This is a genomic window from Pseudomonas sp. NPDC089534 (assembly GCF_044749305.1).
GTDB lineage: Bacteria > Pseudomonadota > Gammaproteobacteria > Pseudomonadales > Pseudomonadaceae > Aquipseudomonas > Aquipseudomonas ekonensis.
The window spans coordinates 1-13,120 of record NZ_JBIVHR010000130.1; the positions used below are offsets into that span (position 1 = coordinate 1).

General features: G+C 64.1%; 13 protein-coding genes. 7 read left to right on the top strand and 6 right to left on the bottom strand.

The features are described 5' to 3' along the window. The coding region (locus ACIP0B_RS26130) for a thiamine pyrophosphate-binding protein (RefSeq protein WP_400837548.1) at nucleotides 1-1,124 on the bottom strand (1,124 nt) is incomplete at its 3' end. Nucleotides 1,125-1,392: 268 nt separating this feature from the next. On the opposite strand from ACIP0B_RS26130, the gene ACIP0B_RS26135 reads away from it, so the two are divergent. Together ACIP0B_RS26135 and ACIP0B_RS26140 are read left to right on the top strand one after the other, a co-directional pair. Then, nucleotides 1,393-1,833 (top strand): heme-binding protein, encoded by a 441-nt coding sequence (locus ACIP0B_RS26135; RefSeq protein ID WP_085577758.1) that lies wholly within the window; start codon nucleotides 1,393-1,395, stop codon nucleotides 1,831-1,833. A gap of 208 nt (nucleotides 1,834-2,041) precedes the next feature. Beyond that, complete coding sequence (locus ACIP0B_RS26140) at nucleotides 2,042-2,500, top strand: REP-associated tyrosine transposase (RefSeq protein WP_400837552.1); 459 nt, start codon at nucleotides 2,042-2,044, stop codon at nucleotides 2,498-2,500. A 127-nt stretch (nucleotides 2,501-2,627) separates the two neighbouring features. Here the strand turns inward: ACIP0B_RS26140 and ACIP0B_RS26145 are convergent, their stop codons facing one another. Then, complete coding sequence (locus ACIP0B_RS26145; protein ID WP_085577756.1) at nucleotides 2,628-3,233, bottom strand: TetR/AcrR family transcriptional regulator; 606 nt, start codon at nucleotides 3,231-3,233, stop codon at nucleotides 2,628-2,630. Between the two features lie 133 nt (nucleotides 3,234-3,366). Between ACIP0B_RS26145 and ACIP0B_RS26150 the strand changes: the two genes are divergently transcribed. Further along, nucleotides 3,367-4,281 carry a DUF808 domain-containing protein gene (locus ACIP0B_RS26150; protein WP_400837555.1) on the top strand — a complete coding sequence of 305 codons (915 nt, stop codon included), beginning with the start codon at nucleotides 3,367-3,369 and terminating at the stop codon, nucleotides 4,279-4,281. Between the two features lie 168 nt (nucleotides 4,282-4,449). On the opposite strand, the gene ACIP0B_RS26155 is transcribed toward ACIP0B_RS26150, so the two are convergent. Both ACIP0B_RS26155 and ACIP0B_RS26160 read right to left on the bottom strand, forming a co-directional pair. Continuing rightward, nucleotides 4,450-5,238, bottom strand: coding sequence for a VacJ family lipoprotein (locus ACIP0B_RS26155; protein WP_400837558.1), 789 nt, complete (start codon nucleotides 5,236-5,238; stop codon nucleotides 4,450-4,452). Beyond that, nucleotides 5,231-6,529, bottom strand: a complete 1,299-nt coding sequence (locus tag ACIP0B_RS26160; protein WP_400837561.1) for a serine/threonine protein kinase — start codon at nucleotides 6,527-6,529, stop codon at nucleotides 5,231-5,233. Before ACIP0B_RS26160 ends, ACIP0B_RS26155 begins: the two co-directional genes overlap by 8 nt. 225 nt (nucleotides 6,530-6,754) lie before the next feature. On the opposite strand from ACIP0B_RS26160, the gene ACIP0B_RS26165 reads away from it, so the two are divergent. Beyond that, on the top strand, nucleotides 6,755-7,123 hold the full coding sequence (locus ACIP0B_RS26165) for a hypothetical protein (protein ID WP_400837564.1): 369 nt from the start codon (nucleotides 6,755-6,757) through the stop codon (nucleotides 7,121-7,123). A 130-nt stretch (nucleotides 7,124-7,253) separates the two neighbouring features. Here the strand turns inward: ACIP0B_RS26165 and ACIP0B_RS26170 are convergent, their stop codons facing one another. Continuing rightward, nucleotides 7,254-8,849, bottom strand: a complete 1,596-nt coding sequence (locus tag ACIP0B_RS26170) for a beta (1-6) glucans synthase (protein ID WP_400837567.1) — start codon at nucleotides 8,847-8,849, stop codon at nucleotides 7,254-7,256. A 286-nt stretch (nucleotides 8,850-9,135) separates the two neighbouring features. Here ACIP0B_RS26170 and ACIP0B_RS26175 point away from each other — a divergent pair, with 286 nt between their 5' ends. The 3 genes from ACIP0B_RS26175 (at nucleotide 9,136) to ACIP0B_RS26185 (ending at nucleotide 12,196) form a co-directional block, all read left to right on the top strand. After that, nucleotides 9,136-9,987 carry a glycine betaine ABC transporter substrate-binding protein gene (locus tag ACIP0B_RS26175; RefSeq protein WP_400837570.1) on the top strand — a complete coding sequence of 284 codons (852 nt, stop codon included), beginning with the start codon at nucleotides 9,136-9,138 and terminating at the stop codon, nucleotides 9,985-9,987. A gap of 242 nt (nucleotides 9,988-10,229) precedes the next feature. Continuing rightward, nucleotides 10,230-10,541, top strand: coding sequence for a DUF485 domain-containing protein (locus ACIP0B_RS26180; protein WP_085710541.1), 312 nt, complete (start codon nucleotides 10,230-10,232; stop codon nucleotides 10,539-10,541). Then, nucleotides 10,538-12,196: a cation acetate symporter gene (locus ACIP0B_RS26185; protein ID WP_400837574.1), complete on the top strand. Its 1,659-nt coding sequence runs from the start codon at nucleotides 10,538-10,540 to the stop codon at nucleotides 12,194-12,196. The genes ACIP0B_RS26180 and ACIP0B_RS26185 overlap by 4 nt, the downstream gene beginning before the upstream one ends. A gap of 326 nt (nucleotides 12,197-12,522) precedes the next feature. Here ACIP0B_RS26185 and ACIP0B_RS26190 read toward each other — a convergent pair. Then, the coding region (locus ACIP0B_RS26190) for a citrate/2-methylcitrate synthase (RefSeq protein WP_400837577.1) at nucleotides 12,523-13,120 on the bottom strand (598 nt) is incomplete at its 5' end.

A 13,120-nucleotide genomic window follows, 5' to 3' on the forward strand; every position in this document is an offset into this window, starting at 1 on the left:
GAGATGAGCGAACGCGACGCAGCCCTTGTCGAAAAGGCTCGCGCTCTGAGGCTGGCCTTGCGCTGCTGGCAATCCTGCAGCCAGGCGCTGCGGTTCTTCAGCTTGCCGGCGGCTTGCCACTCGCGGGCGACTTCGATGAACACGATCAGCGCGCTGGCGGCGTCGGAGACGATGCCCAGGTCCGGGGTGAACACGCGGCCGATCTGGGTCGGCTCGATGTCGACGTGGATGAACCTGCGGCCTTCGGTGTAGACGTCCACCGAACCGGTGTGGCGGTTGGCCCAGCGGTTGCCGATGCCCAGCACCAGGTCGGACTTGAGCATCGTGGCGTTGCCGTAGCGGTGCGAGGTCTGCAGGCCGACCATGCCCACCATCTGCGGGTGATCGTCCGGGATGGTGCCCCAGCCCATCAGGGTCGGGATGACCGGAATGCCGGTCAGCTCGGCGAACTCCACCAGCAGTTCGCTGGCGTCGGCGTTGATGATGCCGCCGCCGGCCACCAGCAGCGGACGCTCGGCCTGGTCGAGCAGGGCCAGCGCCTTCTCTACCTGCACGCGGGTCGCGCTCGGCTTGGCCAGCGGCAGCGGCTGGTAGGCGTCGATGTCGAATTCGATTTCGGCCATCTGCACGTCGAACGGCAGGTCGATCAGCACCGGGCCCGGACGGCCGGAGCGCATTTCGTAGAAGGCCTTCTGGAACGCATAAGGCACCTGGCCCGGCTCAAGGACCGTGGTCGCCCACTTGGTCACCGGCTTGACGATGCTGGTGATGTCGACGGCCTGGAAGTCTTCCTTGTGCAGGCGGGCGCGCGGCGCTTGTCCGGTGATGCAGAGGATCGGGATCGAGTCGGCGGAGGCGCTGTACAGGCCGGTGACCATGTCGGTGCCGGCGGGGCCGGAGGTGCCGATGCACACGCCGATGTTGCCGGCCTTGGTGCGGGTGTAGCCCTCGGCCATGTGCGAGGCGCCTTCGACGTGGCGGGCGAGCACGTGATCGATGCCGCCGACTTTCTGCAGGGCCGAGTACAGCGGGTTGATCGCAGCGCCCGGAATGCCAAAGGCGGTATCGACCCCTTCGCGGCGCATCACCAGAACGGCGGCTTCGATTGCTCTCATTTTGCTCATGGTTTTGTGCCTCTTTACGTTTTGTAATTGTATACAAGTGGCTTTGCGCAGAGTGTATTCACGGCGAATGGCGCAGGTCAATCCATTTTCTCAAGCACCCGTTTCATTCGTCGGAAGCCGTTTCTGCTGTGGCTTTTCGTCGCATGTGGCGATTTTCGAGAATTATTGTATACAAATAAATTATTCATTGTGTTCTATTTGTGGCATCGGGCTGCGGCACAAGCGCGCAGCCCAACGGCTTTCCCAATAACAAAATGAGGACGGCACCATGAGCGCTTTAACCTTGAAAACCGCAGTCAACCTGGTCAACGAAGCCATCGGCGCAGGGCGGGCGATCTCCGCTGCGCCGCTGACCGTCGCGGTGCTCGACGCCGGCGGCCATCTGGTCACCCTGCAGCGTGAGGACGGCGCAAGCCTGCTGCGCCCGGACATCGCCATCGGCAAGGCCTGGGGCGCCATCGCCCTGGGCAAGGGGTCGCGCCTGCTGGCGCTCGACGCCCAGCAGCGCCCGGCCTTCATCGCCGCGCTCAACAGCATGGGGCAGGGCAGCGTGGTGCCCGCGCCGGGCGGCGTGCTGATCCGCGATCAGGCGGGGAACGTGCTAGGCGCGATCGGCATCAGCGGCGATCTGTCGGATGTCGATGAGCAGGTGGCGATCAAGGCCGTCGAGGCGCTGGACCTGCGGGCGGATGCGGGGGTGGTGGCTTGATCGGCGGCGTCTGATCTAAAGTCATCGTTGGCATGCCATTTCCACAGGTTTTGTGTCGTTCACAAACCTTGCGTTCAGCACAGAAACCTGTGGGAGCTGGCTTGCCAGCGATGGCGGCCTGACTGACACATCCAGACAAAAGACGGGTCTGCAAGTCGGGTCGCCAAGATCTAGCCTTCCGAGGAGTCCACCATAAAGGGGCAACGGATTGTCGGGTCTTCCAGCTTCATATCGTCTGCGAACGGGCCGCTATGCCGAGCCCAACCGCATCTACCTGCTGACCGCCAACACACTTGACCGCGAGCCGGTCTTTGCCGATTTCGCCTTGGGCAGGTTGGTTGTTCAGCAGTTTCGCCGGGCACAAAAGATCGGGGCTGCGAGTTCTCTGGCTTGGGTCGTCATGCCTGATCACTTTCATTGGCTGGTGGAGCTGGAAAACTGTTCGCTCAGGAGGCTGATGCGGGAAACCAAGTCATTGGCTACCCGGGAGGTGAATCTTTCTAGCGGCAGAAACGGATCACTTTGGCAGCAGGGCTATCACGACCGGGCGCTGAGGCGGGAGGAAGATTTGGTGAAGGTGGCCCGGTATGTCGTCGCCAACCCATTGCGGGCAAGGTTGGTGGAGAAGCTTGGCGACTATCCGCTGTGGGATGCCATTTGGGTTTGAGCTGAGACCGGGTTGCCTCTATCGCTGGCAAGCCAGCTCCCACAGGATTTGTGTTGCTCGCAGAATTGGGTTCAACACTTGAATCTTTGGGAGCTGGCTTGCCGGCGAATCGGATGCCGCGAAGCGCTCAATCCGGCTCGCACCCCTTGAGCACCAGCCGGATGATCGTCTGCGCCGCCGCTTCATAGTCGGCTTCGTCCAGCTTGTCCTTGCCGGTGACGGCGGAGATCTGCCAGTCGAAGTCGGCGTAGGTCTGGGTAGCGGCCCAGATGCTGAACATCAGGTGGTTGGGGTCGACCGGGGCGATCTGGCCACGGTCGATCCAGGTCTGGATGCAGTCGATGTTGTGCTTGGCCTGGCCGTTGAGCTGTTCGACCAGGTCGGCGCTCAGGTGCGGGGCGCCGTGCATGATTTCGCTGGCGAACACCTTGGAGGCGAAGGGCAGGTCGCGGGAGATGCGGATCTTGGAGCGGATGTAGCCGCTGAGCACTTCGCTGGGCACGCCGTCCGGGTTGAACGGGGTCGAGGCCTGCAGGATCGGCACGATGATGCTTTCGAGCACCTCGCGGTAGAGGTTTTCCTTGGACTTGAAGTAGTAGTAGACGTTGGGCTTGGGCAGTCCCGCCTTGGCGGCGATGTCGCTGGTTTTGGTCGCCGCGAAGCCCTTGTCGGCGAATTCCTCACTGGCGGCACGCAGGATCAGTTCTTTGTTGCGCTCGCGGATTGTGCTCATAAACCCGGTGGTTCCTTGCCTGTTCTGGCGGTTGCGCATGGTAGCACCGGCCTCGCGCGGCGCTCAACAATGCCCCGTGTGGCCTGCGGTCGCGTATGCTGCGCAGCATTATTCACAAAAGGAAACATGATTCATGGCAGGAAGCAGTCTGCTGGTGCTCATCGATGACATCGCCACCGTGCTGGACGACGTGGCGTTGATGAGCAAGATGGCCGCCAAGAAGACCGCCGGGGTGCTCGGCGACGATCTGGCACTCAATGCCCAGCAAGTCTCCGGCGTGCGGGCCGAGCGGGAAATCCCCGTGGTGTGGGCGGTGGCCAAGGGCTCGTTCGTCAACAAGCTGATCCTGGTGCCGTCGGCGCTGGCGATCAGCGCGTTCGTGCCGTGGCTGGTGACGCCGCTGCTGATGGTCGGCGGCGCGTACCTGTGTTTCGAGGGGTTCGAGAAGCTGGCGCACAAGTTCCTGCACAGCGAGGCCGAGGACGAAGCCGGGCACGCGCAGTTGACGGAGGCCGTGGCCAATCCGGCGACCGACCTGGTGGCCTACGAGAAGGACAAGATCAAGGGCGCGATCCGCACCGACTTCATCCTCTCGGCGGAAATCATCGCCATCACCCTCGGCACCGTCGCCGACGCCTCGCTGACTCAGCAGGTGATCGTGATGTCAGGCATCGCCGTGGTCATGACCGTGGGCGTGTACGGCCTGGTGGCCGGCATCGTCAAGCTCGACGACCTGGGCCTGTGGCTGACCCGCAAGCCTGCGCAGATGGCCAAGACCGTCGGCAACGGCATCCTGCGTGCGGCGCCGTACATGATGAAAGGCCTGTCGGTGATCGGCACGGCGGCGATGTTCCTGGTCGGCGGCGGCATCCTGACCCACGGCGTGCCGGCGGTGCACCACTGGATCGAAAGCGTGGGCGCGGCGGCCGGCGGCGCCGGGTTCGCCGTGCCGCTGCTGTTGAACGGCGCGGCGGGGATCGTCGCGGGCGCGGTGGTGCTGGCGGCGGTTTCGGTGGTCGGCAAGCTCTGGCGGGCGATCAAGGGTTGATCGCGTGACCTCTGCGGGGGCCGGTCTGTCGGCGATGGCGGTGTGTCAGCCCGGGCCTGGGTGAATGACATGGCCTCATCGCCAGCAGGCTGGCTCCCACAGGGTGAAGTGACATGAAAAAGGGCCATCCGGTGCGAGTCGGATGGCCCTTTTTCGTTGCCGCCGACGTTATTCGGCGATCTGCAGCTTGCGCGATTCGGTGTACACGTAGCGCACCTTCTCGTACTCGAACGGCGAGTTCATCTGGCCGTAGCGGAACCGGGTCTGGTAGCGCTTGTCGACGGCGCGCAACGCCCAGATTTCCGGATGGTTTTCGCTGACCTGGGAGACGTTGAGGAAGTTGATCGCCGACTCCGCACTGAAGTCCACCGCCAGGCCGGCGGTGTCGCGCAGGTTCGACGGGCCCAGGATCGGCAGCACGAAATAGGCGCCGCCCGGCACGCCATAGAAGCCCAGGGTCTGGCCGAAGTCTTCGCTCTGGCGCTGCAGGCCCATGGCGGTGGCCGGATCCCACAGGCCGGCGACGCCGATGGTGGTGTTGAGCAGCAGGCGGGCGGTGATCTCCATCGAGCGCTTGCCCTTGAACTGCAGCAGGCTGTTCATCAGGTTCGGCACGTCGCCCAGGTTGTTGAAGAAGTTGCTGACGCCGGTGCGCACGAAGCCCGGCGTGATGTAGCGGTAGCCGTCGACCACCGGCAGGAACACCCATTGGTCGAAGCGGTAGTTGAAGTGGTAGACCCGGCGGTTCCATTCCTCCAGCGGGTCGTAGACGTTCAGCGCGCTGAGGGTGGAGCGCTCGAACTCGCGCTGGTCCAGGCCGGGGTTGAACTTGAGTTTCGACAGCGGCTCCTTGAAGCCGTCGCTGTCGACCACCACCGGTGCGTTGGCCTTGCTGTTGTCGGCCTGGGCCATGCCTGCGCAGAGGAGCGCTGCGGTCAGCAGAAGATATTTAGCCACGGAAGAACTCCAGCATGGCGTCGCTGTTGACGCGGTAGTTAAGGTTGCCGCAGTGGCCGCCCAGCGGGTAAACGGTCAGGCGGTCGCCGAACGTCCTGCGCAGGAAACCGAGGTCGCCGGGGCCGAGGATCACGTCGTCGGCGTTGTGCATCACGGCGATCTTCGGGCTGTCGTGCAGGTAGTCCTTGAGCGCGTACAGGCTGACCTGGTCGATCAGTTGCAGGACGCTGCCGCCGTCGGTGCGGGCGCGCCACATCGGGATCACCTGTTCGGTGATGTAGCAGTCGAAGTCGCATTGCAGCGCACGCTTGAGGAACGGCGTCAGGCTGGTGCCCTCGGTGATGGGGAATTTCGGCGGGGTGATCAGGCCGCGACGGTTGATCAGGTCCGAGGTGAACGCGATGTCCGCCGCCGAGAAGCGGAACGAGGTGCCGATCAGCATCGCCATCTGCTCGTTGCTCAGGTGCTGCTTGGACTGCTGGAAGTCGTAGAGCAGGGCGTCGTTGAGGTCGATGTAGCCCTTCTGCTGGAAGTAGCGGGTCAGCTTGCCCAGCACCAATTCATAGAAGGTGGTGCTGTTGTTGATGCCCTTGACCTCGGTCTGCACCAGTTTGTCAAGGTTGGTCACCGAGGTGTAGAGGTTGACCGGCGGGTTGAGCAGCAGGACTTTCTTGAAGTTGAAGCTGCGCCGGGTTTCGTCCAGGTGGGCGACGAAGGCGGCGTCCAGCGCGCCGAGGCTGTAGCCGCTCAGGTAGTAGTCGGTGACCGGCACTTTCGGGTTCTGCGCCCGCACGGCCTGCATCACCCGGTACATGTCTTCGGCGTCTTCCTTGGTCACGCCGGGGGTGGCGAAACGCGAGGCGGCGCTCATGAAGTCGAAGCTGGTCGGCGACGACAGTTGCACCACGTGGTAACCGGCCTTGTAGTAGAGCTTCTTGAGGTACTCGTTGAGGGTGCTGTCGTAGCGCGCGCCGGTGCCGGCGATCAGGAAGATCAGCGGTGCGGCCTTGTCCTGAGTGGCGATGCGGTAGGTGAGCTTCTTCACCGCCCAGAAGTTGTCCGGCAGGATGAACTCGCGTTCGGGGCGCAGGGTGACGCTGCGGTCGGACTGGCGGATGTCGTCGTCCGACGGCAAATCCGGGCGCAGGTCCGGCGGCGTGGTGGCGATGGTCGCTTCGAACGGGTTGGTCAAGGGGTAGCCATAGCTGGCGGCGTCGATGTCCGCCGCCGGCGCGGACGCACTCAGGATAAGGCCGCCTAACAAGGCGGCGAAGCGCAAGGAACGGAGCATGACTGGATCCCTTAAAAGGAAGGTGCCGAATGAGGTTCGCAGGCTATGACCACTGGATTTGCGTCAAAGTGCCACGCTGTGCGACCAAGCGGACGGAATTCGGGGTAATGGTAGCCGGACGATACACGCCGGGCGGACGGGAAGGCCAGTTAAGTGTTGTTAGCGCTTGCATAAGATGGCCGGCGGATTAAGCTGGCCGCCGATTTCCGTTGATTGGAGTGTTCCATGTCCCGTCGCCTGCCGGTGATGTCGCTGCTCGTTCTGCTGCCGTTGTGGTTCGCCGCCAGTTATGCCGCGCGTTACGGCTTCATGGAGGACGGGCAGTGGGTCGGCATCTGTGCCGATGAGGCGAGCCGTTGGGAGTGCCAGGTGCGCTCGAACCTGGGCCTGATGATCCACTTCAAGGCGCTGGGCTGGGCGGCCGTCGCGACGGCGCTGGCCGGGTTCGTCCTGCCGGGGCGGGCAGGGTGGTGGCTGGCGGTGCTGGCGCTGGCGTTCGGGCTGCCGGCGCTGGCGCTGTACAACACGACGCTGGCGGTGTTCGCGGTGGTGATCGCCGGGCTGCGGCTGGTCCGGGAGTCCCGCAGCGCCTGACGTGTCCGGCCAGGCGGCGCCCTGCTGGCGCCATTGCCGGCAGGCCGGCTCCCACAAGGATTGTTGTGGGAACCACGCTCCAATGTGGGAGCGAGCCTGCTCGCGATGAGGCCGGTGAACGCGCTGAAGCTCAGCCCTGGCGAACCCGCAGGCACCGCCACAATGCAACGACCATCAACCCGCTGACCAGCGCCCAGCCCCAGGCCTGCTGGTTCTGCAGCCCTTCACGGAACAGCTGCGGCGCGATGCCGGCACCGACGATGAAGGTCAGCAGGGCGATTTCCCGGCGCGGCACACGCACCGGGCGGCACAGGTACACCAGCGCCGGCACCACGAACGCGGCGCTGGGGAAGCTGCGGTAGCGCGGGTCGAACACCAGCTCCAGCATCATCACCGCCGCCGCGAAACCGGCGACCGCCACCAGCCACCCGGCGCGGCGCTCCAGTGCGTCGAACCAACGCCCGCGCCAGCCATCGCGGGCGCTCAGGCTCAGCGCGGCGTGGGCGAGGATCAGCAGGTTCAGCCCGGCCAGCAAGCCGACCCACAGCCATTCGCCGGCGAACCGTGCCGTCACCTGCGCGAGGTCGCCCCAGGCGCCGAGGGAGCAGGCCGCCAGCGCCCCCAGCAACGGCAGCACCAGTGCCGCTCGGGTGGTGCGCACGCGGCCGCCGAGGATCAGCGTGCCCAGGAACATCAGCCCGCCTGCCGCCAACCAGTGCTTCCAGTACGGCACGTTGGTCACCGGCCCCTCCAGCACGCCTTTGTCCTGGCGATCGGCATCGAACAGCCCCCAGTAACCGCCCACCGCGCCTTCGCTCGCACGCTTCCACGGCTGGTCGAAAGCCTCGATCAGGTTGTAGTGCCAGCCTTCCTTTTCGGCCATCGCGACAAAGCCGCGAATGAACTTGGCCTCGTTGACCCGGCTCGGCACGGCGGTCTCGCGCTGGCGACCCTCGCTCGGCCAGCCGGTCTCGCCGATCAGCACGTCCTTGGGCGCGAACTTGTTGCCGAACACCTGGCGCACGTCTGCCACATGCTGCAGGGCGGTGTCGATGTTCGACGGCTCGTCCTCCCAGTACGGCAGCAAGTGGATGGTCAGGAAATCCACCGCCGGCGCGACCTCCGGGTGCTTGAGCCAGAACTCCCAGACATCGGCGTAGGTCACCGGCTGCTTGATCTGGCTTTTCACCTTGTTGATCAGGCGCGCGAGCTGCGCCCCGGTGACTTCCTTGCGCAGCAGCGCCTCGTTGCCGACGATCACCGCGCTGACCACGTCGGGGTTGGCGTTGGCCGAGGCGATCAGCAGGTCGACTTCCTTTTCGGTGTCCACCGGGTTGCTGTTGACCCAGGCGCCGATCATCAGCTTCAGGCCGTGCTTGCGCGCCAGCTCCGGCAGGGCTTCGAGGCCGGTCATGGAGTAGGTGCGGATGCATTGGAAGCGGGTGGCGAGCAGGGCGAGGTCGGCGTCCATGCGCTCCGGGCGCAGCTTGAACGGCACGTCGAACGGCGACTGGTCCTTGTCGAACGGCGTGTAGGACGCGCATTGCAGCTTGTGGGTCGCGCTGGCGGCGTCCGGTAGGACTGCCGGTTTGCCCACGCCGTACCAGAAGCCGCAGAGGGCGAGCAGGCCGAGCAGGCAGGCGCACAGATAAGGAAGGATCGGGAAGCGGGAGGTCGCGGACATGGTCGGGCCGAGTGGCTGCAAAGCGACGCATGTTACCTGCATTCGGGCCCGGGTTGCAGGTCGCGGGGCTCTGGCATGCAAGGTTCGGGCGGATTGCACGAGACGTTTTTGCGGCGTCGGGTTAATGGCCTTCTGATGTCGTTTCTCGTTGCGTCGAGGTCGCTGGCAGAGCAGGTCGCGCAGGGCGCCGGGTTGATGATCGAAGCCGTCAGTGCTCCGCTGATGTTCGAACGAGTTTGCGGTCAGGCGTGATGGGGGCGCCGTGCACCATAACAATACGTTGACGCCGTCCGGCCTCCGTCGGACGCAGCATTTCGGGGAAGTAACGATGAAGATGCGACGACTTTTAGCCGCGGGTGCCGCCCTGGCGCTTGCGATGGGCGCGACTCTGGCCAACGCTGAAACCAAGACCCTGAACATCGGTTACGTTGACGGCTGGTCCGACAGCGTCGCGACCACCCACGTGGCGGCCGAGGTGATCAAGCAGAAGCTCGGCTATGACGTGAAGCTGCAGGCCGTCGCCACCGGGATCATGTGGCAGGGCGTGGCCACCGGCAAGCTCGACGCCATGCTCTCGGCCTGGCTGCCGGTGACCCACGGCGAATACTGGGCCAAGAACAAGGACCAGGTCGTCGACTACGGCCCCAACTTCAAGGACGCGAAGATCGGCCTGATCGTGCCGGAGTACGTGAAGGCCAAGTCCATCGAAGACCTGAAGACCGACGACAGCTTCAAGAAGCGCATCGTCGGCATCGACGCCGGTTCAGGCGTGATGCTCAAGACCGACCAGGCGATCAAGGACTACGACCTGGCCGGCTATCAGCTCAAGGCCAGTTCCGGCGCCGGCATGATCGCCGAGCTGACCCGTGCCGAGAAGAAGAACGAATCCATCGCCGTGACCGGCTGGGTGCCGCACTGGATGTTCGCCAAGTGGAAGCTGCGCTTCCTCGAAGACCCGAAAGGCGTGTACGGCGCGGCCGAGACCGTGAACAGCATCGGCAGCAAGGAATTGGACGCCAAGGCGCCGGAAGTCGCCAAGTTCCTGAAGAACTTCCAGTGGGCGTCGAAGGACGAGATCGGCCAGGTCATGCTGGCGATCCAGGACGGCGCCAAGCCTGAGGCGGCGGCCAAGGACTGGGTGGCCAAGCATCCGGAGCGCGTGGCCGACTGGACTAAATAATCGGCTTGATGCATGCCCCTGTGGGAGCGAGCCTGCTCGCGATTGCGGTCTGTCAGTTGACTCATCCGTCGACTGATGCCGCGCTATCGCGAGCAGGCTCGCTCCCACAGTCGTTTTCATGTGCTTGAGATTGGCGAAATCGCCATGCCGTTCTACTACTAAGGTCGTCTGGAAGCTCTCCCGCAGCCGCATACAGTGGATATGTTCCAAAAATAAAAATCTGTGCTGCGAGGATAACAACAATGAACGACAGCATTTACCTCTCGATTCAGAACAGCCCGCGCTTCAAGGAGCTGGTGAAGAAAAGGGAACGGTTCGCCTGGATACTCTCGGCGATCATGCTAGGGCTCTACTCCGGCTTCATCCTGCTCATCGCCTACGGGCCGCAGGTGCTCGGCACCAAGATCAGCGCCGGCTCGTCCATCACCTGGGGCATCCCCATCGGCGTCGGGCTGATCGTCTCGGCCTTCATCCTGACCGGTATCTACGTGCGTCGCGCCAACGGCGAGTTCGACGACCTGAACAACGCGATCCTCAAGGAGGCTCAGCAATGATCCGGCGTCTTCTGGCTCTTCTGAGCATCTGCGCATTCGCACCGGCCGTCTGGGCCGCCGACGCCCTGACCGGCGAAGTCCACAAGCAACCGCTCAACGTCTCCGCGATCGTCATGTTCGTGGTGTTCGTCGGCGCCACCCTGTGCATCACCTACTGGGCGTCCAAGCGCAACAAGTCGGCGGCCGACTACTATGCCGCCGGCGGCAAGATCACCGGTTTCCAGAACGGCCTGGCGATTGCCGGCGACTACATGTCGGCGGCGTCCTTCCTGGGGATTTCCGCGCTGGTGTTCACCTCCGGCTACGACGGCCTGATCTACTCGATCGGCTTCCTGGTGGGTTGGCCGATCATCCTGTTCCTGATCGCCGAGCGCCTGCGCAACCTGGGCAAGTACACCTTTGCCGACGTGGCGTCCTACCGCCTGGGCCAGACCCAGATCCGCACGCTGTCGGCCTGCGGCTCGCTGGTGGTGGTGGCGTTCTACCTGATCGCGCAGATGGTCGGCGCCGGCAAGCTGATCCAGCTGCTGTTCGGCCTCGACTACCACGTTGCGGTGATCCTGGTCGGTATCCTGATGTGCCTGTACGTGCTGTTCGGCGGCATGCTGGCCACCACCTGGGTGCAGATCATCAAGGCGGTGCTGCTGCTGTCCGGCGCTTCGTTCATGGCGCTGATGGTGATGAAGCATGTCGGCTTCGACTTCAACACCCTGTTCTCCGAGGCGGTGAAGGTTCACGCCAAGGGTGAGGCGATCATGAGCCCGGGCGGCCTGGTGAAGGATCCGATCTCGGCGTTCTCCCTCGGCCTGGCGCTGATGTTCGGCACCGCCGGCCTGCCGCACATCCTGATGCGCTTCTTCACCGTGAGCGACGCCAAGGAAGCGCGCAAGAGCGTGCTGTACGCCACCGGCTTCATCGGCTACTTCTACATCCTGACCTTCATCATCGGCTTCGGCGCGATCCTCTTGGTCAGCACCAACCCGGCGTTCAAGGACGCGGCGGGCGCGCTGCTCGGCGGCAACAACATGGCGGCGGTGCACCTGGCCAACGCCGTGGGCGGCAGCGTGTTCCTGGGCTTCATCTCGGCGGTGGCGTTCGCGACCATCCTGGCGGTGGTGGCGGGCCTGACCCTGGCCGGCGCCTCGGCGGTGTCCCATGACCTGTACGCCAGCGTGATCAAGAAGGGCAAGGCCAACGAGAAGGACGAGATCCGCGTCTCGAAGATCACCACCGTTGCGCTGGGCGTCCTGGCCATCGGCCTGGGCATCCTGTTCGAAAGCCAGAACATCGCGTTCATGGTCGGTCTGGCGTTCTCCATCGCGGCGAGCTGCAACTTCCCGGTGCTGCTGCTTTCGATGTACTGGAAGCGCCTCACCACCCGCGGCGCCATGATCGGCGGCTGGCTGGGCCTGGTCAGCGCGGTGGGCCTGATGATCCTCGGCCCGACCATCTGGGTGCAGATCCTGCACAACGAGAAGGCGATCTTCCCGTACGAGTACCCGGCGCTGTTCTCGATGATCATCGCGTTCATCGGCATCTGGTTCTTCTCGGTCACCGACAAGTCTGCCGCCGCAGAGAACGAGCGCGCGCTGTTCTTCCCGCAGTTCGTGCGTTCGCAGACGGGTCTGGGAGCGAGCGGGGCGGTGTCGCACTGACGGCAGCCGCAAATCTCAAGCCTTAAGCTGCAAATGAAATGCCCCGGTCGAGAGATCGGGGCATTTTTTTGCTTTGGGGAGAGAGGGGGAGGCTCGATGGCTGTGGGGGATGTGCCGGCCTCATGGCCAGCGGGCTGGCTCCCACAGGGTTTTGTGGTGTTGTGCAGCGTTCGTGTGCGCCCTGGGCCCGTTGTGGGAGCCAGCCTGCTGGCGATAGCGATGTGGGTATCGGCGCAATGCTCAAGCCAGGCCCGGAAAACAAAACGGCCCCCATTCTCATGGGGGCCGTTTCGGGTGCTGCCTAAGACGTTATCGCAAGACAGGTCTTACTTGCGGTCTTCCAGCTTGGTGATGTCACGCGACTCGTAGCCGGTGTACAGCTGGCGCGGACGGCCGATCTTGTACGGGCTGGAGAGCATTTCCTTCCAGTGGGAGATCCAGCCGACGGTGCGGGCCAGGGCGAAGATCACGGTGAACATGCTGGTCGGAATGCCGATCGCCTTGAGGATGATCCCCGAGTAGAAGTCGACGTTCGGGTACAGCGAGCGCTCGATGAAGTACGGATCGGTCAGGGCGATCTCTTCCAGGCGCATGGCCAGCTCGAGTTGCGGATCGTTCTGGATGCCCAGCTCTTTCAGCACTTCGTCGCAGGTCTGCTTCATCACGGTGGCGCGCGGGTCGCGGTTCTTGTAGACGCGGTGACCGAAGCCCATCAGCTTGAACGGGTCGTTCTTGTCCTTGGCCTTGGCGATGAACTTGTCGATGTTCGACACGTCGCCGATCTCATCGAGCATGGTCAGCACGGCTTCGTTCGCGCCGCCGTGGGCAGGGCCCCACAGCGCGGCGATGCCGGCGGCGATGCAGGCGAACGGGTCGCGGTTCTTGTAGACGCGGTGACCGAAGCCCATCAGCTTGAACGGGTCG

Bases quoted from the DNA above. Each gene is read 5' to 3' on its own strand.
- ACIP0B_RS26135 (WP_085577758.1), top strand. From the start codon at position 1,393: ATGAGCGCTTTAACCTTGAAAACCGCAGTCAACCTGGTCAACGAAGCC.
- ACIP0B_RS26145 (WP_085577756.1), bottom strand. From the start codon at position 3,233: ATGAGCACAATCCGCGAGCGCAACAAAGAACTGATCCTGCGTGCCGCC.
- ACIP0B_RS26150 (WP_400837555.1), top strand. From the start codon at position 3,367: ATGGCAGGAAGCAGTCTGCTGGTGCTCATCGATGACATCGCCACCGTG.
- ACIP0B_RS26160 (WP_400837561.1), bottom strand. From the start codon at position 6,529: ATGCTCCGTTCCTTGCGCTTCGCCGCCTTGTTAGGCGGCCTTATCCTG.
- ACIP0B_RS26165 (WP_400837564.1), top strand. From the start codon at position 6,755: ATGTCCCGTCGCCTGCCGGTGATGTCGCTGCTCGTTCTGCTGCCGTTG.
- ACIP0B_RS26170 (WP_400837567.1), bottom strand. From the start codon at position 8,849: ATGCAGGTAACATGCGTCGCTTTGCAGCCACTCGGCCCGACCATGTCC.
- ACIP0B_RS26175 (WP_400837570.1), top strand. From the start codon at position 9,136: ATGAAGATGCGACGACTTTTAGCCGCGGGTGCCGCCCTGGCGCTTGCG.
- ACIP0B_RS26180 (WP_085710541.1), top strand. From the start codon at position 10,230: ATGAACGACAGCATTTACCTCTCGATTCAGAACAGCCCGCGCTTCAAG.
- ACIP0B_RS26185 (WP_400837574.1), top strand. From the start codon at position 10,538: ATGATCCGGCGTCTTCTGGCTCTTCTGAGCATCTGCGCATTCGCACCG.